Annotated in this window: 17 protein-coding genes and 4 pseudogenes; 3 read left to right on the top strand and 18 right to left on the bottom strand. The window is 62.2% G+C overall.

The genetic code is table 11. From position 1 onward, the window contains the following. Positions 1–26 precede the first annotated feature (26 nt). From C7I87_RS21585 to C7I87_RS36025, 3 genes are read right to left on the bottom strand one after another with little or no spacing between them, the layout of a single operon-like run. On the bottom strand, positions 27–290 hold the full coding sequence (locus C7I87_RS21585; RefSeq protein WP_210250641.1) for a hypothetical protein: 264 nt from the start codon (positions 288–290) through the stop codon (positions 27–29). Positions 291–292: 2 nt separating this feature from the next. After that, positions 293–607: a single-stranded DNA-binding protein gene (locus C7I87_RS21590; RefSeq protein WP_188393927.1), complete on the bottom strand. Its 315-nt coding sequence runs from the start codon at positions 605–607 to the stop codon at positions 293–295. Between the two features lie 55 nt (positions 608–662). Next, positions 663–932 carry a hypothetical protein gene (locus C7I87_RS36025; protein WP_246696341.1) on the bottom strand — a complete coding sequence of 90 codons (270 nt, stop codon included), beginning with the start codon at positions 930–932 and terminating at the stop codon, positions 663–665. A gap of 434 nt (positions 933–1,366) precedes the next feature. Here C7I87_RS36025 and C7I87_RS21600 point away from each other — a divergent pair, with 434 nt between their 5' ends. Then, positions 1,367–1,867, top strand: a complete 501-nt coding sequence (locus tag C7I87_RS21600) for a helix-turn-helix domain-containing protein (protein WP_246696342.1) — start codon at positions 1,367–1,369, stop codon at positions 1,865–1,867. A gap of 92 nt (positions 1,868–1,959) precedes the next feature. Here C7I87_RS21600 and C7I87_RS21605 read toward each other — a convergent pair whose 3' ends face one another. The 4 genes and pseudogenes from C7I87_RS21605 to C7I87_RS36030 all read right to left on the bottom strand — a co-directional run. Continuing rightward, complete coding sequence (locus tag C7I87_RS21605; protein ID WP_149906114.1) at positions 1,960–2,604, bottom strand: helix-turn-helix domain-containing protein; 645 nt, start codon at positions 2,602–2,604, stop codon at positions 1,960–1,962. 839 nt (positions 2,605–3,443) lie between these two features. Further along, positions 3,444–3,857, bottom strand: a complete 414-nt coding sequence (locus tag C7I87_RS21610; protein ID WP_149906115.1) for a hypothetical protein — start codon at positions 3,855–3,857, stop codon at positions 3,444–3,446. Then, the gene (locus tag C7I87_RS21615) at positions 3,854–4,123 is read right to left on the bottom strand and encodes a type II toxin-antitoxin system prevent-host-death family antitoxin (protein WP_149906125.1); all 270 of its coding nucleotides are present in this window, start codon (positions 4,121–4,123) and stop codon (positions 3,854–3,856) included. Before C7I87_RS21615 ends, C7I87_RS21610 begins: the two co-directional genes overlap by 4 nt. Positions 4,124–4,452: 329 nt before the next feature. After that, positions 4,453–4,797, bottom strand: a pseudogene (locus C7I87_RS36030) (hypothetical protein); the annotation flags it as partial. A gap of 358 nt (positions 4,798–5,155) precedes the next feature. Between C7I87_RS36030 and C7I87_RS21625 the strand changes: the two are divergent. Further along, positions 5,156–5,410, top strand: a complete 255-nt coding sequence (locus tag C7I87_RS21625; protein ID WP_149906126.1) for a WGR domain-containing protein — start codon at positions 5,156–5,158, stop codon at positions 5,408–5,410. 471 nt (positions 5,411–5,881) lie between these two features. Here C7I87_RS21625 and C7I87_RS21630 read toward each other — a convergent pair whose 3' ends face one another. The 11 genes and pseudogenes from C7I87_RS21630 to C7I87_RS21680 all read right to left on the bottom strand — a co-directional run bounded on the left by C7I87_RS21630 (position 5,882) and on the right by C7I87_RS21680 (position 18,667). After that, positions 5,882–6,205: a DUF736 domain-containing protein gene (locus tag C7I87_RS21630; protein ID WP_126101826.1), complete on the bottom strand. Its 324-nt coding sequence runs from the start codon at positions 6,203–6,205 to the stop codon at positions 5,882–5,884. A 538-nt stretch (positions 6,206–6,743) separates the two neighbouring features. Continuing rightward, positions 6,744–8,483, bottom strand: coding sequence for a ParB/RepB/Spo0J family partition protein (locus C7I87_RS21635; protein WP_149906116.1), 1,740 nt, complete (start codon positions 8,481–8,483; stop codon positions 6,744–6,746). Positions 8,484–8,559: 76 nt separating this feature from the next. Beyond that, complete coding sequence (locus tag C7I87_RS21640) at positions 8,560–8,979, bottom strand: DUF2958 domain-containing protein (RefSeq protein ID WP_149906117.1); 420 nt, start codon at positions 8,977–8,979, stop codon at positions 8,560–8,562. A 14-nt stretch (positions 8,980–8,993) separates the two neighbouring features. Then, complete coding sequence (locus tag C7I87_RS21645; protein ID WP_149906118.1) at positions 8,994–9,236, bottom strand: hypothetical protein; 243 nt, start codon at positions 9,234–9,236, stop codon at positions 8,994–8,996. After that, positions 9,233–9,445: pseudogene (locus tag C7I87_RS21650) on the bottom strand (zincin-like metallopeptidase domain-containing protein); the annotation flags it as partial. The gene C7I87_RS21645 and the pseudogene C7I87_RS21650, both read right to left, overlap by 4 nt. Before the next feature lie 56 nt (positions 9,446–9,501). Next, on the bottom strand, positions 9,502–10,401 hold the full coding sequence (locus C7I87_RS21655; protein ID WP_149906120.1) for an ArdC family protein: 900 nt from the start codon (positions 10,399–10,401) through the stop codon (positions 9,502–9,504). Positions 10,402–10,722: 321 nt separating this feature from the next. Next, positions 10,723–12,897 carry an integrase gene (locus C7I87_RS21660; RefSeq protein WP_149906121.1) on the bottom strand — a complete coding sequence of 725 codons (2,175 nt, stop codon included), beginning with the start codon at positions 12,895–12,897 and terminating at the stop codon, positions 10,723–10,725. Further along, on the bottom strand, positions 12,894–14,681 hold the full coding sequence (locus C7I87_RS21665; RefSeq protein ID WP_149906122.1) for a hypothetical protein: 1,788 nt from the start codon (positions 14,679–14,681) through the stop codon (positions 12,894–12,896). Before C7I87_RS21665 ends, C7I87_RS21660 begins: the two co-directional genes overlap by 4 nt. Then, the gene (locus tag C7I87_RS21670; RefSeq protein WP_149906127.1) at positions 14,678–16,102 is read right to left on the bottom strand and encodes a tyrosine-type recombinase/integrase; all 1,425 of its coding nucleotides are present in this window, start codon (positions 16,100–16,102) and stop codon (positions 14,678–14,680) included. The genes C7I87_RS21665 and C7I87_RS21670 overlap by 4 nt, the downstream gene beginning before the upstream one ends. Positions 16,103–16,267: 165 nt before the next feature. Further along, positions 16,268–17,023: pseudogene (locus C7I87_RS21675) on the bottom strand (ArdC family protein); the annotation flags it as partial. A gap of 702 nt (positions 17,024–17,725) precedes the next feature. Further along, the gene (locus C7I87_RS21680) at positions 17,726–18,667 is read right to left on the bottom strand and encodes a LysR family transcriptional regulator (protein ID WP_149906124.1); all 942 of its coding nucleotides are present in this window, start codon (positions 18,665–18,667) and stop codon (positions 17,726–17,728) included. Between the two features lie 170 nt (positions 18,668–18,837). Here C7I87_RS21680 and C7I87_RS21685 point away from each other — a divergent pair. Beyond that, positions 18,838–19,025 (top strand): annotated as a pseudogene (locus C7I87_RS21685) (glutamine--fructose-6-phosphate aminotransferase); the annotation flags it as partial.

Here is a 19,025-nt window from a genome sequence, read left to right on the forward strand (position 1 = left end):
CGAAGGTTGTGTCCAACTTTCGGGGGTCAGTTCAGTCCCATGGTGTTCTTGGAGCACTCTCCCAGCCGCAGCGTCGCTTGATGAGTATTCTTTGCTCGCCGGAAAGCTTCCAAGGCCTCGGCCGGCGATGGAATCTCAAGGCCGGCTGCGGCCAATTTCGCACACAGCGCCGGCTCAGACGCAATCGCTGCGGAGAGCTGGTCTTGTGTCGGATAAAGAGCCAGCGTACCGCTTATGCCGACCAATGTTCCGGATGCCGCCGCCATGATAAAGGCTCCCGCATTGAACATGATCACGGCTTCGCAAAAACGTTGAACGTGGAGACGATAAGATCCGTCGTATAGACTGTGTCGCCGTTGCGTTGGAAAGAGTTGTTGCTGATACGGCCTTCGACAAAGACGACATCGCCGGCCTTGGCGTTTTCTGCCACCCAGGTGGCCTGCTTCTCCTCCAGGACAGTCACCTGGACCCAGTCAGTAGCTTCCTTGGGAAGGCCTTGTTCGTCCCGCCAATTGCGATTGGTGGCGATGTTGACCCTCGTGCTTTTGTCAAAGGGCGCTACCGATCCGACATTGCCATGAATGGTGAACCTGTTGACGCTTTTCATCTGGGTAACTGCCTCTTTTGATGGAACTAATTTAGCCGCCCGGGGTGACTTGGGATTATGGTCTGCTAAGGTTGAACCAGGTGCGCTGCCGCAGCCCATTCGTGTCGTCGTAATCGATGTAGTAAGGCTTTGCGCGGCGCGGGCGTTGAATGTCGTAATAGGTGGTCGTTCGATCGTTATGCGCTCCGCTGGAAACATAGGTAACTTGGATCTGCACGGTGCGGTCGCCGAGCTGAATGGTCCCAGTCGGGCTTCCGTCGGCCCGACCATGGTGCATTCCAAAGCTGGCAAGCTGACCGAGATTGGCCGCCGCGATTCGGCACATGCTGGCTTGGCCTTGCCCCGGCCGGTCGGTAGCCGGCGCGTAAGGCGTCCACCCCTGCGGGCAAGCCTCGTACGGCTCGAAGCGGGCGCCCGACGAGTTGGCTCGCGGTCAAGTCGGCCACGAAAAGCCCGGCAATCCCATGGCTTCGATCAGCCTATCTATTGGTGGATGACAAGAGGGCGTGCCCTGCCAGTCACCGGACAGACAAAGGAGGACCTGACACCCCCACTCGGATGCGAGTGATTTGGACGGAAGAGACGCGGCGCCCGCGACAGCGGCAGCGCCTACAACGAGATATTTCAGCACGGTCGTGGCCCTTTTCTTTGTGACGCTTTTTGACACTTTACTATGGATTTTGGTCCAGGAAAAGGGCAGACCGAACAGGCGGGTTCGTGCGAATACATAGGTTTATGCTGCCAAATGAAGCGGGCGGGGTGAACAACCCCCTTCGAGACAATATCGCGGCGTTTCTCGACGCCGAGCGCCGTAAGCGAAAGCTTCGCCATCAAGACATGGCGGAACTGTTCAAAACGGCACCCGGTCAAGGGCTCGCGTACCGCACGTACATTCGGACCACAAAAAAGCGAAACAACGTGACGCTGCGCACCCTCGAACACATGGCCCAGGCGCTCCAGGTGTCGATCGCGACACTTCTGGGCGGCGGCGCTGAGGTGGAACCTTGGGCGCACAAGCTCACCGAAAAATCCATTCGCACGCGCCTCGCCGCCATCATCAACAGCGAGCGTGAGCGCCGCAATCTGGTCCGCTATCAAATGGCTGAGCTCCTGGGTGTCTCTGAGATCACTTTCACCAAGCTCGAGCGTGCCGCCGGCAATGTCAGTGTCGATACGATCGCCGCCGTCGGCGAGGCGCTCGGTCGCGATCCGGCGACCTTCCTGTTTCAGGAATCTGATAGCCAGCACCAACCGGCCTGATTTGGCGCGGCCGATTCCCCAAGGCTGCTTTGCAACAGCCTCTTGCGGCTTTTCGGATCGCTCTGCTGTCGCGGTTTTTGCGGCCTCGGCCGTCAGCCGGTCGACCAATCGTGACCAGAGAATGGCTTCAAGCCGCCGGAAGCGCCGTCGGATCTGGGGCTAAACGGTCGGCTGCTGAGTTTATTGCGGAAGCTTCCTGTGGACACCGCTTTTTTGAAGCCTGTCGGGTAAGATTTCAGGCCGAGATTGGGCCGAAATTTCGCAATCCAGTCGATCTGACGACGATGCACGACCACAATATGATTGGGAAGGTTCCTGGCTCGCCATTGCCTGCGCTGCATGACGCGCAGCAAACCGAGCGTGCTGGCTTTGCGCAGCGCATTGCGTACGGTGGTCGGCCCAACGCCGGCGCGATCGCCGATCTCCTTTACCGGTCGGTCGCATTTGCCGTGCTGTCGCCAGTCCGACATGACGATGTAGAGCGCGGCGCTCTCTCCTTCGGTGAACTCGCCCGCGAACTCGGGCCGGACAGCCTGCATGCGGGCGAGACGCCGTTTGCGCGCCCATCGTACAGGATCTCGTCGGCCGCGGGCAGCCTCGCGCCGGCTTCGCTCGCTGCGGGGCCGTTGCGGATAACATGAGCGAGGTAGCGCGCTACCATCCGCGCGGGCCTTGTTGAGGTTGGCGCGGTGCTGGGCAGCCTTCTCGCAAAGCCGCTCCGCATCATCCTCGCCCAACGATTCCTCGCCGTAGAGCTTCCATATCTGGCGGCAAAAGTCGTCCAACTCGACCAATGCCCGGATGTTCGTGAGCCATAGGCTCAACGTTGAATACAGATCCATCTCTTTCCTCTCGCCAGGCCGTACAAAGCCGTGGCGCGGAAGCGCAATTTCTCTTGCAATGTCGGGAAGGACCGGCTACCGTCTCGCATAATCTTCGGGCGAGATCAGGAGCGCCAACTCCTGTAGCCTATTCCCTGGAAAAGCCGGCCTCCGCGCCGGTTTTTTTGTGCTCGGTTGCACCCTCCGTTCAGACTCGCTTGGCATGATTGCAAGGCGCGACATCCAAAGTAAAGTATCAAAATTCGGCAGATTGCGAGTCGTTGAGGTCGCCGCCTTACAAGGCGTTCTCCTCAAAGTCGGTATTGCGGGCTGTCCGGTGCCTGACGATCGTCAGGTCGGCGCCGCTCCTGTTCCAACAGATCGCGCAAGCCGCTCCAGAACGGCGCGGGCCCGGGTTCAGCACGTTGACGGTGAGCGTCGAGGCACCGCCGGACAAGAGGCTTCACCTTCTGCCGGCCAACGCACTTTAAGAACTCCTTGGTTCCAACGCATCGAGTCGGCAAAATCAGGCGGCCTCGCCACTTCGCTCCTGGGAGATCAGCTTAACGGCGCATGGCGATGGGCCGCGTGGCGGGGGGGTGAGTATCACCCGTTCAGCCTCGTGCCGTATCGCGGACCTGACCCGAGCGCAGTGGCGGGCGGCGACATCGAACCCTTTTCAAGCTGGTGCTGCGCGCTGGCAGCCATCAGGAGCGCGCCCAACAGCCGAGATCACGACAGGCGGCCGAACCTGACTACCGTGTTCGCCTCACTCCAACCAGGCCTTTTCGGCGGGCGATGAACTCGCGGGCCAAGGGCAGGAAGAACGCCTTGCTCAACCGCCCGAGCGGCGGATCGGGTTCAAGATAGAACGACTGACCAACTATATCAGTGTTGTACTCGTCAAAAATGATCCAGAGCCGCAGCGCGGCATCGAGGCCGGCTCGGCGCTTCTCGATATCGGGCAGTTCCACAGCGAAGCCGCCCGGCCCAGGTTGTTTGGTGGTGATCGGGAAAAACAGGACCAGGTCGCCTTCGGCGCGGACCAGGCGGACGCCCACCACGACGGGCCGGCTCTTGCGGCCCTCTGTTTCACCGCTCGCCGCTTCCCGCGCCCAGAGATAGGGATAGCGGATAACGCTGGCCGTTTGGATATCTTCGAAGCTCACGGCTGAAGCATCTCTTCTGAATCGGCGTAGGCCTCGACCGCGTTCTCGAACTCCTCCAGCAGGCTGTCGGACATGGTGTCGATTGTGCCGACGGCGCGCCTGTCCGCGCTGCCGCGCAGGCGCCGATAGTCTTCAATGTTGAGAAGCACCAGGCGCGGCTTTTTTCGCTGCGTTATGGTCACAGGATGGCGCATGGCCTCAGCGATGATATCACCGGATTTGCGCGACAGGTCACTGGTCGAGTAGGTGCCACCGGGTTTCGCCATCTCGGTCTCCTGCATTTGCTGTTATTGCTGTATATTACAACACTCGCTTTAAATCGCAAGCCTAGAAGCCGCCCCGTTATTGTGACCCATGCAAGCCCGTCTTCAAGCTCTTCCACCTCGGCCAGGTTGCGCGGCCAGATGAAGAGCGCCGTGGACTGGGACAGGGGCCTCGATCTTCGATCCAACCGGGCATATCTGGCTGATCTGCCAGCGCTCGGCGGGGCAGGCCGGCGGCGTAGAGGCGGCGTCACAGTACGACAACTTGCGACGGCGGATCCGCGCGATGGCCGGGGACGATGGGCAAGGCCTGAACCTTGCCCAGCGACAGCTCAGCCGAGAGCCGACATCTGCTGCTCTGCCGCCTTGCGGTCGATGGTCTGGCCGGGGTTCTCGACAGGACGCTCGAAAGGCTTCGACTGCTCGCCGACGATCCGTTAGTAGGCAGCAACTGCACCTTCCGCTCCCATGCGGAGGGAGTGGGCCTGGATGCCCATGTCGGCTGCGAATTCGCGCTTGCGCTGTGCGGCGTTGTCATATCCGACCGGTCCATCGAGATCCTCGTCGCGAACGTCATTGGCCGCCTTGGCGGTGGCATGGCGAGCCTCGGTGACGACGCGGGAGTAGAACTGGCCGGCGCCGTGCGCGGACCCGACGTAGGCGCCGACGATGCGCTGGTGGCAGATGAGATGAGGACCGCCTTGGCCGCAAACTGAAGATCGCTCGGTGATCGGCTTGCCGAGAAGGACCTGGCCCGGCGCTGGAAGGTGCAGACTTCAGCTTGGTGCGAGAGCGCAGTCGCCCGGTAGTCGGCGTATCCGCATCGGCCGCCGGAAGCGTAAAGACGAGAAGGGCGAGAGCTGACGCCGCTGTCGCTGGAAGCGATGATGCATTTCTTGGGCGAACCGACGGGCGCAGGCGCTGGCGTCTAGGGATACCTGTGGTTGCCGATTCATAACCACAATGAATCGGTCGAGCCGCTTCGATTCAAACAACGCGTTGGACGCCGCTTTCAAAGAACGCGAAACTCCGGCCATGGAAAACGACGCGGCAGGCCCGGTTCATCTTCGCCGCATAGACCCGTCGCAGAACATGCGGCGCTTCTATACGCTTGCCATCCAACCGACCTTGTTCGGTGATGCATCGGTCATCCGTAACTGGGGCCGGATCGGAACCAACGGCCAGTCGATGATGGAAACCTTCGATAGCGAAGACGATGCAGTCACCGCGTCGGTGAAGCTTCAACGTGCCAAACGCCGGCGCGGATATCGCCCCTGCGATCCGGCCTGAGCGCGGGGCGACAGCAAAGCGAGATTGCGCAAAAGCTCACCGGCGAGCAGGCCAGACAAAGGCGAAGGTCGGCAGCCTGTCCAAGCACATTGCAGATGAGCCAGAGCCAGGTCGATAGGTCGGCGAACGCCAAGGCCGGTGGCTGCAGCGGCGAGCGTCTTGTGCGCACAGCAAGCGGCCCCGATCGGATGGAGAGAAGGCCGCCCGATCATGACCGGTTGCCGTTTCCGGAGCTGTCGTGACCGACATCGGGTTGCGGAGTCTGCGGGCGGCCTTTCTACCCGTCGTCCAGCTCCTCGATTAGCATCTTTTCGAGGGTGCGCTGAGAGCCCCGGCGAGCGAGGGCGCTTGCGGGACGGGCGAAGAGCCGGCTGGGAGTTTTCGCCGCCCATGCGGCGAGCGATGTGCAGCTGGATCGCTTCGAAAACGCTCCCGCGCCGCTGGCGGCGCGGGAGTTCTCTGACCTGCCGGTCAGTCGACCGGGTTCCAGATGATGGCGTAGGTGTCGTCGTCATCCTGGCCGGCGGCGCGGCCGAGATTGGCGTAGAGCTTGCGCGGGCCGAACTCGGGTGCGGCAATAGACAGGCTGACATAATCCTTGCCGGAAGCCTCGCCGATCCGGATCCAGCCGGCACCGACCTCGACGCCTTGGGTCAGCACCCGGAAGTCGGGATGGGTATCGGCGCTCTTGGCCTGATTGGGCACGATGTCGATGTCGGCACGGACGCTGAGCGTCTTGAGCTGCCCCTTGTAGCCGCCGTTGTCCTGCTTGGTGACGTAGCCGATCGCGGTCATTGGAAGTCTCCTTTTGGTGCTCGCCGGGGACCATTCCCCTGCGATGGCGGACCGTGATGGGCGCGTCCGGCCTGTCCGAACCCGTCAGGGCCGCAGCGGCAGCGGAGGACCCGAGCGGTAGCTTTTTTGAAGCGAAGCGGCGCGAGGAAGCCGCCGCAGGCGGCGGGGAAAAAAGCTGGCGGCCGAGGGTTTCGGGGGGCCGGATCCGCCCATAGGTCAACAAGCCAGCGGCAGGGGAATGGTCCTTGGAGAGAGCTTGGAGACGGCCGGGAGACGCGGTTGGTGCAGCCGGCAGAAGACAACGGCGATGGGAGGGTCGCTGACGCACAAATGGCGTGCCGATATCGAGATCGAGCCGAGACAGCATGCGCCAGAGTCCCCATGAGCGGGCGCGTCTGCTGAGCGGGCGAGCCTGTCGGGGCTGAAGCTGAAATCGGAGCGGGCGCGGCGCTCGCGGGAGATTTGCCGGGCAGTCGATGCTGCCTCACAAGGTGGACGAGCGGCGGCGTCCAGAACGTCGCCGCCCGCCTGCTTGGGATTACTCGGCCACGAACAGCGGCCGGACTTTCAACCACTGGTCGGCGGTGCGGAAGCCGCCTCGATCCGTGTAGCTTTCGACGGGAACTTTCATCCAGCGCGGCAGCCAGCCATCGATCTTTTGCCGGCCGTTTTCGCCGGACAGGAAGTCGCGAATGATGGTCTTTTGCGTCTTCACCTTCTCCGATGAATTGCCATCCGCGACGAGCTTGCCGCCGATATCAGCAAGTAGCGCATTGGCGACCTCCCTGTCGCGCAGCAGGTCGAAGAAAGCATCGTCCGGCTGCCAGCAAGCGCCGAGATTGACATTCAGATGATTGCCGAGCGCCTCGACCATGGCGCTGCCTGCGCCAAGCGTCTCGGCCATGACGAGGGCCAGAACACGCTGCACATCGTCATCGGACAACGCAAGCAGCCGGGCGAAGATGCTGGCGAGAGCAAAGTCATCACTGTTACCGCCGGCTATTGCGCCCTCCTCGTCCGGCGACCCGAGCAGCGCCCAAACCTCGCGGCGTCTTTCAGCGAAAGCGGCTTCGGCGCGGCCTGCGGCGATACTCGCCGCGACCGATTCGTTGGCGGCGCGCTGCGGCTCGACGCGCACTTGCCAGAGGCTCGAACCGGCAATCGCATGCGCCACCATCACGCGGAGCGCCGCGCCCGGATGGTCGAGCATGGCGACACGAACGGCGGCGTGACGATGCAAATCAACATAGTTCTGCATCGGGCCGCTGAGTTCGGGCCGTGACGGCTTGGCCGGCGCTTCGGCATCCTCCGCGCCTTCGCCGGCCTCGCCATTCGCGCGGGCGCGGCGCGCTTCCTTGCGCGACAGCCAGCCTTCATGGCCATCGACCTCACCGCGATGCGAGACGGTGATGACGACCTTGCCGCCCTTTTTCTTCGGCGTCTTTTCGTAGTCCCATGAATGAAAGTACTGGCCGGGTTCCAGCACCACCACCTCGCGCCATCCGGCCTGAATATAGGCATCGCGTCGGGCGGCAATCGCCTCGTTCTGCTTTTGCCAGAACAGGTCGGCGTCAGCGAAATAGCTCTCCTCGCCGAACAGGTCGGAAACGGTCAAGCCAGGATAATCCTCGACCGAAAACAGCGCCACCTTGGTCGAGATCGACTGGCCGCCGAACAGCCATTGTTTCAGCTGGAAGCCGCGCGGCGCGCGGTGGTCGGGGTCGGCGAACAGCGCCAGCCAGTCCTTCTGCTGCGCCTTGGAGGCCATGGTGAGATGGCGCACCGTCTCGGCGTCGATCTCCTCGCGGCGATAGGCTTCGCGTATCTTCGGCAAGAGATCGCCAAGCGCCAGAATGCGTTTCACCTGAGGCTCGGTGAGGCCGAAGGTAGCGGCGATATCGGCAACGCCACGGCCTTCCTTGATGAGGCGCGTGAAGGTTTCCCATTGCGAAACCTCATCGGGATCGAGGCGGGCGATGTTTTCGATCAGCGAGGCTTCGAGCGCATCGGCGTCGTCGCCCTCCTCCATGATAGCGCAGGGCAAGGGCTCGGCCTCGCCCCGCTCGTCGGCGACTGTCTTTGCCGCGAAATAACGCCGCCGTCCGGCTACGATTTCGAAGGTTTCCGGGGTGCCATTGGGCCGCACCAGAAGCGGCACCAGCACGCCGCGCGCTCGGACCGATGGCAGGATGTCGGAAATGTCGGGCGCGCGCTTGGAATGGCGCATGTTGATGGCCGAGACGCTCAACTGGTCGATGGAAACGTGGGCAAGTTGCATGATTTTTCTCCTTTGGCTGTGGGTGGAACTTTCCCGCCGCGAGGCCGAAGGGCCGAGCGGCGCGAACGGTTCGCGCCTAACGGCGCTCATGTTCCGCCGGGTCGGGCGGAAGCTCGGAAACGGGCAATGAAAGAGCGGCGGCGGTCTGCCGCAAAAGCCCTTCGGCTTCAGTGATGTGGCCGGAGAGCCGAGCGGCTTCGGCGTAAACCGAGAGCGGAAACCGCGCTCGGAAATAAAGATCGCGCTCGATGCCGAGGCCAAGCGGCCCCCTGACATTTGCAAGCTCGGCAAGGCTGACGCTGCCGAGTTCGGGAAAGCCGAAGCCGAGGTCGCAAAGGCCGAACAGCGTGTCGCCGTCGGCGTCCAGTTCGGTCAGGAGCCAGGTCGCCGCGCCTGCCGGATTGAACAGTTTGAGGACGGGAAAATGGTCGGTTTCGGTCTCGGCGGCGCCATTGCCGAGCAGCCGGGCGCGCAATGCGTTGGTAATCAGGATCATGGCAAAACTCCTCGTCAGAACAGGGTGAGTTGATTTCGGGAGGCCTTGTCGAAGAGGCCGATATCGCGCGGCTTTTGCGCCGCGCGCGAACGCATCGGCGCATCCATCAGGACGGCGAGCCGGTCGCGCGTGGTGACCCGCCTTCGCGAAGCCCGCTTCGGCGGGCGAAGGGAGGTCGGACGGACGCCGGGAACGAGCGTCTGCTCGCCTTCTGGTGTCGGCTCGGTCTGCAGGGAATCGGGATCGCGGGCCGTCATGCCGCGAGCCCTTCCTGCGTCTCGCCTTCTGCGTCGGCCTGAAAGCCAAGCAGAAAATCGGCGGCCTTTGAGGCAAGGCTGGCAGCGCGGAAAATGGCGCGGTTGTCCTCGCGCAACACCGTAAGCCATGAGCCGATGTAATCGGCATGGCGCACGGTCGGCTCGATGCCGAGCGTCGTGCAGACAAACGCTGCGGCAATCTCGGCAACATATCCTGACAGTCCAGCCCTAAACTGAAATTTTTTCGTAGTGAAGACGATGCTGGTCATGCCGCCATCTCCTCTGCCTGGGGCTGCTGCGCGTGCATCCAGTCGGCTGCCTGTTGCGCTTTGCTGGCGGCGGTGAAAATGGCCTTGGGGTCGTCCTTCAGGACCTTGACCCACGAGGCAACGTAGGCGGCATGATCGGGGCGCGGATGGTGAGCGATGCCCAGATCAGCCAGGACGAGCCCGCTGAGAATTTCCACGCAGCATTCTTCGGCGGCATAGGCCGCCGATCCGAAGCGGCCGGAAAGATCGCGGTCGAGCCTGTGCTTGGAGCCAGTGGCGTGCCCACATTCATGGAGCCACACCCCATAAAATGACGCGGCGTCGCGGAACGACGTGAACGGCGGCATGGATACGGTGTCGGTCGATGGACGGTAATAGGCTTCCGACCCGGCGAACTCGGTCTTGACGCCCAGGTTGGCGATGAACGCTTCCGCATGGGCGAGGCGTTCGGCCTCGGGCAGCGTGGGTGTTGCCGGACGCTCGTAGCCGTCGACCTGCGCGACATTGAAGACGGAGAATGCACGGGCGAACATCCGCCGCTGCCCGTCATCGTCGCCCTCATTGTCGGTCTGCCTGGAAACCTGAATCTCCCTCCACAACACTACTGTGGTGGAGCGTTCTCCTTCACGCACCTGCGCGCCGGCATCCTGCCATTGCTTGTAGGTGCCCCAGAGGCCGTCGCCATATCCGGCTGCGAAACCCGCAGCCCAGAGCGCCAGCGTGTTTACGCCGCGATAGCGCTTGCCGGATGAGACGTTGGTCGGACGGGCGATGCTGGTTCCGTTGTGGAACCAGGGCGCATGCCATTCTCCGGCGCCTTGCTCGATGGCGGAAATGATCTCGGCCGTGACGCGGGAATAGACGTCGGCGCGCTGGACAGAGGTTGAGCTGGACATTGGGGAATCTCCTCGGCCGGCGGCGCGAGCCTCTCTCGCCTCCTCAACCGACCGCCCGACTCCGACCGTCCTCTTCCTCTCCCGCCGCCCGCTCGGGCGGCTGTTCCTGGTTTTTTGTCTTGTCATAATCATTGCTCCTTCTGCGCCGGGGCCTGTCCCGACGTCGGAGCAGCGGATTGCGATGCCTCAGGTGTGGCCGCGCACTCGCAGAGCCGAAGCGTAAGCGGAGGACGGCGATCAGCCGTTGCGCGGATGCGCCGGGCATCGCGCGCTTCGACCACGCCGGGCGCGCCACCGGCGCAGGAGCACACCAGGCTCCCCTCAGGAGCCGGGCACGGGTTGGCCCCTGTCTATATTGCTGAGGACCGTCTTCGCTCGCTCAAGGTCCCGCTGAAGGATGCTTCGTTGAAGCTGGGACAGCCGCTTCTCCTTCAACAGGCTTGCGGCTTCCTCTGCTGAACGGGCCCATGCTGGCCGGTGTCGCGTGGTGATGCAGGCATTAGGACAAAGGGTCGGCTGACAGAGCGCGGTCAGAGGGCCTTTGGCTCCGGTGGCCTGCTTCAGGCAGGCAGCCGTGCCGGGATCGAAGAAGCAATCGGCCAGCACGCCGACATGTAATGTTCGCGCGAGGCTCGCGAACATGGTGCGGAGCCGGGCACGATCGGCGATCATGGCCGGAAGCGGACCGAGGTCGTCCGACATGTTATCGAGCGTCTTCGTTATACGCGCCGCCGCGGGTCCGGACAGCGTGGCTCCGGTCTGTCGCTCGACGAAATAGGTGAGCAGGTCGTCGAGCTGGCCGAGGCTACGCTGGTTCTCGACTTCCGCCCGGAATCCAGACCGGCTGGAGCCGGCATAACCTTCGAAAGCGGCGACCGAGGCATGCTTATACTGGATCATGCCGGCAATCGTGCCGAAGGGGCGGTTGGCAATGTGCCATGCGATCGTGCGCCTGAACTGCCGCGTCGTGATCCGCCACGGCACACCCTCGGGGCCATCGGGAATCGCGGGTTGGTTAGACGTGCCGAACAAGTCGTTGAGATGATCACGGAAACGATTGAGCTGACGGACGATCTCGGCCGAGAGGTAATCCTTGCAGACCGATTTGGCTGCGAGCACCGGCCAGAGCGTTGTCAGCCCGCGCGCGGATGCGGCCCGGAGAGACAAGCGTTCCAGAACCTCGACAGCTTTGGCTACGGGCTCGATGGTGATCCAATCGGCCGGCTTACCCTGACTCGACTTGCCCTTGTAGGCGACTGACCGCACGCGATGGCGCATGACCATACCGTCTTCGCTGCGCGTCAGGGAAAGACATCCGCGCTGCATCGCCTGGACCTCGCAGTCCCGCATGCCGGTCAGATAGGCGCATAGGATATAGGCTGCCGATTGCAGCATCCTCTCTTCCTGGGCGAGGGTCTTGGCGTCGAAACGAGGCCGCCAGGGCATGCCCGTCTCGGGCAGAATGGAGATGGGTGTATCCATGCCGCCGGTCTCGACACCGAGCTCGAGCAACGCAGCTCTAATCTGACGAGGTGCACCGGCGGTCAACTGAATATGCATCTTTGGTTCGGCCTGGGCGTCGATGCCAATGTGAAGGTGAAGCAGATGCGAGTTGACAGGCGGGGACGCGTCTCCTGTCTCTGGGTGTCGGAGAAATATGCCGTTATGGGCAGTGCCCCAGATCGGCACCCCGCGACCCTCACTGCGAAGCCGCGCGAAATAGTCCTCAAGGCGCTTACGCTGCTGGCGCCGTCGGTGTCGGTGATCGAGACTGCGATCCGCCTCGACGAGGGCCGCGCAGCGGGCTTCGAGAAGGTCCATCTCCTCGCGCGCAGCGAATATATCGGAAGCGAACTCGGTGACGTACCGGATCGACCAGGCCAGCAGCGGCGATATGATCGCCTCGGGAATGCGCGGTGTCCGGTTCTCGCGGACGTGACGATAGCCAGCGACGCGAGCTGGTGCACTTCCGGCCCACGGCTGGAACGACAAGCCACCGGAGGGAAGATGATCCCGAAAGGTATAGAGATCGGCCGGGACCTCCAGCAAGTGAGCGACAATGATGGGCCGACGGCTGCGATCAGCGATGAGATGGCGGGCATAGCGGTCCAGAAGCGGCTGGCCAACCCGCCGAAGATCGACAACACCAAGTTCATCACGCACGAACTCGAAGAAGCGTCGTGCGCGGTTGAAGACCTGCCGGACACTTCCGGGAGGAAGTATTTTGCGGTGACCCGGCATGTCGACGTTGAGCCGAGCATAGAGAAGTTCGCGAAGCGCCTCGCGGACACCCACATCCTCGACCGACCCGTAATGCACGGTGACGTGACAGCGGCGGGCGTTCTCACGAAAGACGGCCGGTCCGAGATCCCAGCTCGGATCGCCGTAGCGCGAGAGAGCATCCCGATCAAAGCCGGGCTTTAGCGGTGCGGTTGCGAGAACCGGGCGAAGATTGAGTTGCCGGGAAGTAGAAGCCGTTGGCGCCGGTCTCGTCATTGCCGGGCCTCCGGCGGCAGATAGAGCGCGTACCCTTCCGCCTCGCGGTAGGCTTCAGCAACCACACTCTCCGGGAAAGCAGGGAGAACCTGCTTCGCAATGCGCTCATGCGCGCGGCCGAACTTCGCGGCCCAGTCCGAGGCGGAGAGACCCGCCCGTTGCTCCTCAATAAACCGCAGGAACGCGATGATTGCTGGCAACTTGCGCGCGGTGATGACCCCGTTACGGCATTCGAGACAGCCCCAGAAGGGTTGCGGGCAAGGCGCTCCCGGTTCCCCGAATGGACTGCGATCAAAGCCGGAGCATGCCGCCAGCCAAACATCCTGCTCGCCTTTCAGAAGAGCATCGACATCGCGACGTCCTTCGGAAGTGGAGTCGCTCTGGCGCCAGGCATCTTCATCGGCAGGTGCCAAGATGATCGGGCCGGCGGCCGCCGCGACTTCGGAAAATGCCTCGGCAACAGTGGCTTCGTGCAGCGGTCGGAGTGAGGGAATATCCGCATAGTGGCGAGCGGCGATCTCGGGCGTATGTCCGACTGCAAAACGGGCCATATGGCCCTCTGTCTTCAGATACCAGAGCGCCTTGTGGGTCTTGCGCAAGCGGGAAAGAACGAGTCGAAGAGGCTTTCCGTCGTCATCGACAATCCCGTGGCCGGCGGTCCATCGATCAACGAGTTCATGTGGATGCTCGATACCCGCCCGGAGCTGCTTCCGCCCCTTATAGTAGTAGAGCCAAAGGCAATCGTTGGGGACGAACTGTCTCGTGAAGGCCGTCACCTCGATCAGCTTGCGAACGAGACCACCCGGCGTTCCGATTCCGCCATCACGCACACGAATATGTTTGTGCTCGGCGCCTCGAGCGCGTCGCTTCACATAGGCTATCTCGATAGTTCCAGGTCCGGGGTTCTGAAGGCAGTCGATCGTCAAAGCCTTGCAACATTCGATCTCCAGCCCGGTCTCCAGCGACAAGAAGGTTAGAAGCGGTGGAACGTCGGTGGCCCGCAGATGATAACGACCGTGGATGTCTTCGGCCAAGGTTGATACAGGCAGACTGCGGCGCGCCCTCATGAAGTACAGGCGATGGAATGCTCGGTCCCCGCTACTGATCTTGCCGGAGGCCACGATCCTGTCGTTTGCTTCGTCGGTTACTCTGCGAAGATTGGAGTCGCCCTCCTCATCACCGAGCGGCTTCCCGATGCGTCTGAAAATCTTGCCGATGTCAGCGCGGGCGGCATCGCGAAGCTGCCTTGCGACGAACGGACTGTAGGCGTCGCGCGGTCGCGAGCGGCCGGCAGATTGCGCACTGGTATAGCTCAGTCGCCGACGGACCCCTTCGTCAAGGAGGCCAGGCTGGTCGGCATCGATCGAGCGCAAGGCGAGAATGGTCTTGGCAAGCACCATGTGGCGATGAATGGGCTTCATCCCCTCGGCTTCAAGGAAATCCTCGTACCCATCCACATCAGCAGCGCGCAGATCAGCAGGCGTCTTTGCTGTGGAGTGCTCGCGTATGTAAGCAAAGAACCGAAGATGTGCGTTCGAATGTCCCTTGATAGTGCTCCGCGCACCCAGCGAACCGCCAAGTCCAGACTGCCGACGAAGAGCACCTGCGAAAGCAATGGCGAGCTGCCGCGGATGCACATCGACAAGGTCAACTTCGACAGTGCCGCCGTAGCGCGCTTCGATGTTGAAGCGCAGTCCGAGCACCGGATCGCTGGCGTGAGCGGGAGCAATGCCATCGGCAGGAGCAAATCGGACTGAGGTTCCCTTCCGCGGCCGCCCTGTCATAGCGAGGTCTCCGAGGGAAGAAGAGCCAGGAGTTCCTCGACTGCGACATCGACAGTATCGGCGCGTGTCGCGATGTGATCGAGGTAGATGTAGGTCGTTGTGAGGTTGGCATGACCAAGGAGCCGTTGGACTTGCTGAAGAGGATCGCCGAGAATCTGCCGGTATCCCTCCATAGGCCCGGCCGGCAATGCAGCGTCACGAAGGCGGTGCTGAATGAGCATCGCCAGCATATGAACGGCAAAGGTATGCCTAAGCTGGTGCGGACTGATGTTGATATCGAAACCGAAGGATCTGCATCGGCTGGAAGCGCGGGCGAAAATGACTTCCCAGGAGTTCGGCTGCACCGGCATGCCGATCTCCGAAAGCCACAATACCGCCGGTTCGCTCGGTCTGCCGTCGCTCTCGCAGATAATGATCCGGCAGCGTTCCTCGGGGCCGAGCAGGTCGAGTGCGATATCGCCCCCCTCAAGCAATCGCAGCCGGGCAGCATGCCGCTCCCGGTAAACGAAGACCGGTCGGTCGATCGATTGCCACCCCGAGCGCCGCTGAAACTTCGCGACGGCATGAGCACGTTCGACATCGACATAGGCACGCACCTGCTCGAGCAGTCGAGCGGGGACGAGAATCTGGCGGCCACGATCGCCTTTGGTCTGGGCATCCGGCAAATCCACCCAGACCTGACGGCCCGGACGCTGATCGGCGAAAACGAGATCTGAAGTGAAGAGAGATGACCCTTCTTCCAGCCGGAGGCCTGTGGTCACCAGGAGATCGGAGAACAGCGCATTGCGGATCCCGTTGCGATCTCGGGCGCCGGGACGTGTGCGGCCGTCAGGAAGAAGCCCTCTAAGGCCGATATCCCGAAACCGCCGATAGTCGTCGAGCGTGACGAAACTGACGTCCGCTCGACGCGCGGCGGGTTCATAGGCGTCGTTCCGTGCCGCAATCTGCGCCCGCCGCCCAGCGTACCCTTGCCTCCAGACCGAGCGATGCGTGAAGGGTGCTTCCGCAATCAGTCCTTCCTGCACACCCCAGCGATATAGCCGATCGAGGCAGGCGACGGCGCGATTCCACGAAGCCGCGGAGATACGTTGTCCGGCGTCGGCGCGGCGCCGGAGGCGGTGATAGGCAAGGACATCATGCCGGTCCGCTTGCCATATCGTCTTAGCGCAGGCTTCCGAAAGAAAACGAGCCCAGACAAGAACGTCGTAGCCATAGGCACGAAGGGAATGACGGGAGCGAACGCCGTTCAGAGGAAGGTCGCGGAAAAAGCGATCCAGATCAGGATCGTACAGCGCCCCGTCCCGGAGGATCATTGGGACATGGGCATCAAGGCCCTCCGCTGATCTGCGCTCCTGAATGGTGATGCTTGAAGCTGCGATTACATTGTCCACAAGTTGTTCAACCTTCCCCCGGACCCCCATCCGGGGAGCCAGCTTCAACGAAGGAGTTCAACTTGCCCGGCGCTATCCAGGCCGGCCTCCGCCAGCTATGTGGGAGCGCTGCGGCCGGCCTGGATAACGCCTCCGTCAGTCCTGTTGCATCGACGTCAGCAGGACACTGGGAGTCGGTGCAGACTGTCAAGATAAGGCGACCAATTCCTCGCGGGCATAGGTCTTGGAGCCGAACGAGCCGGAGAAGTCACGGGCAAGCCGGGTGGGATGGCCGGTCCAGTGGCCGAGTTCGTGAAAGCAGGTGCGGTAATAATTGATCTGTTCGAAGAAGGCGGGCTGCGGCGGCAGCTGAATGTAATCGGAGCCCGGCATGTAGAAGGCGCGCTCGCCGCCGATGCGGACATCCGCGCCACAGGAGGCAATCAGCGCCTCGGCCTGCGGGATAATTTCGCGTTCGGGCAGCGGCTCGGCCTCGGCGTAGAGGTGCTCGGGCAGGCCTTCGCATTGCGCGACGTTGAACACGGTGAAGCGCTTGAGAAAGGGTATGGCTTGCGGCTCGTCGTCTTCGGTCTTGGCGCGTTGCTTCTCATCCTTGGGAATGAAGCGGTCGGCATGAACGATGGTGGTGCCGTGCTCGCCTTTCCTGACATTGCCGCCAAGGGCAAGCGCCTGCCGGAAGGTCAGCCAGTTCTGGCCCGGATAGCCGCGCTCGATGACCGCGCCCCACAAGATCAGGATGTTGATGCCGGAATAGGTTCGGCCGGTGGCGGCATTCCTTGGCAGGCCGAGGGCAGCCTTGGCCCTGCCCCAAGGCTTGACCCAAGGCACGCAGCCCCGCTCCAGATCGGCGATGATGCGCTCGGTGATTTCGGAATAGAGGTTCGCGCTCGGGCGCTGGCCCTTTTTCGCACCCGTCTTGGCACGGGCAGAACGCTTGCCGGTTGCATGCATGGTTTGGTCCTCCGCTCGCAAATCCTGCGCGCCCTTCCCCGGAAGTGGGGTGGGCGGCGAGACGCGACCGGAAAGGCCCGCCGTCAGAGGCGGACTGCATCCGAAGGACCGGAACGGATGTGGAGGACCCGGAGCGCAAGCGCAGGGTTGCGGGCTGCCGCGGCGGGCCTAGAAGGGAGTGCCGCCCACCCCGCGCCGCCGGGAAGGCCTGACCAACAGACCGCGCCGGCCGCAAGGACGGCGACCGTCAGCAGCCGTCAGGCTGCTGTGCCAGGGGGCGAAGCCGGATGGCCGAGACCGCTTGAGCCTGGCGAAGACAAGCGGGCTCGGTTCACGAGCACCCGGTGCGCGCCCATCAGCGCGCAGGCGCCCGGCAGGGGGAGGAAAACGTTGTCTATCCAAAATGGAGATTATATCGAACGATCGGAGGCCTTAAGCCGTTGTCCGACTGCAGCATAGCCACATAGCCTTCAACCAAATGCGCAGCGGAAGCTTTGTTGAGTGCAATGGCGTATGCTGGGCGTGAAGGGCCATCACGCGAGACATGATTTCGAAACACGTTGCTGATGCCACGACACCAGTTTACCTCGCGGTCGGGACGCCCAAATGTGTCTGGAATGCAAACACCGTTCTGATGGGTTGCGGGCGAGGACGTCCGGACGGACGTCCTTCCGTTGGTGTTACTTGCCGTCACCCATTGAACTAGGAGGTCTTGAGGGGCCCGGTCTCCTGGGGAGAAGCCAAGCGGGATGCTTCCTCCAATAGAATGTCCCGCATCCAAATGCTTGCCGAGTCGCTGTTGTGAAGCGCAGGCCATTGGAGGGCCAATGTGAATGCGGGAAGTGGCAGCGGAAGTTCGACAATTCGCAGGGGCACTGCTTTTGCAAAGTGCTTGACCAGCCGTAATGGTAAGGTCGCTATGCGGTCAGTATGCGGTAGCAAGGGCGGGATCATGCTAAACCCCTGCACCACCACCTCGAGACGTCTCTTGATACCGTGCTCGAGCAAAAGCCATTCTTCGATAGATGGCTGCCGGGTACGCCCGAATTTGGCGGCAACGTGCCCCATCGACATGTACTGCTCAAATGTAAGCTGTCCTGACAGCTGCTCGTTGGTGGGGCAGCCCACGCACACGAATGTCTCGTCGAACAGTGCTGCTTTAGGATGTGCGCTCGACATGAACACGTCTGGAAGGACTAGGAAATCGATCTCACCGCGCCGGAGTAGTTCATCAGGGTCGTCGGTGAGAGAAAGCAACTCAAAGCTGACGGCGGGAGCTTCTCGCGCGACGCGCTGCACGACCGCTTGGAAAAATACGAGCGTCATGTAGTCGGAAATGCCGATCTTGAAGCAACGCTCAGATTGAGCTGGGTTGAACATGTCCCAGGAAATGATGGAGAGCTGGACGTGCAGCAGAGCCTCGCGGACGGCGGGAGCAAGCCCTTCGGCACGAGGCGTTGGGACAAGTTCGCGGCCCCTCATCGTAAACAGCTCATCGCGGAAAAAGTCGCGCAACCGGGCGACGGCCGCGCTCATGGCCGGCTGGCTCAGGTTGATGCTGCGCGCGGCAGCAGTCAGGTTGCGCTCGTTCATGAGCGCATCGAGCACGACGAGGAGATTTAGATCAAGTCCCTTGAAACGCATCAGCTCGTTTATCCATGTCGTGGATTGGATGCATTGAAACAATCAATTTAACCTAATTTATCAAATGCATTAGCAGAATCACAGTTGGAACATTAGCATTCAGACATATAAGGATAATTGTCGACCGTCTGACTGCCAAGGTGTGTGCCGAGCATCAAGTGAGACGGGCAATGTGCGGTATCGTTGGAATCGTCGGCCATTCGCACGTTACACCGCTCATCCTTGCAACGCTGAAGCGGCTCGAATATCGCGGCTATGACTCTGCAGGCGTCGCCACCATCGAGAAGGGCGAGCTTGGCCGCCGCCGTGCCGAAGGCAAGCTGGTCAACCTCGAACGCCGGCTCAAGGATGAGCCGCT

This window comes from Mesorhizobium sp. SARCC-RB16n (assembly GCF_008520305.1).
In the GTDB taxonomy this organism is placed as follows: Bacteria; Pseudomonadota; Alphaproteobacteria; order Rhizobiales; family Rhizobiaceae; genus Mesorhizobium.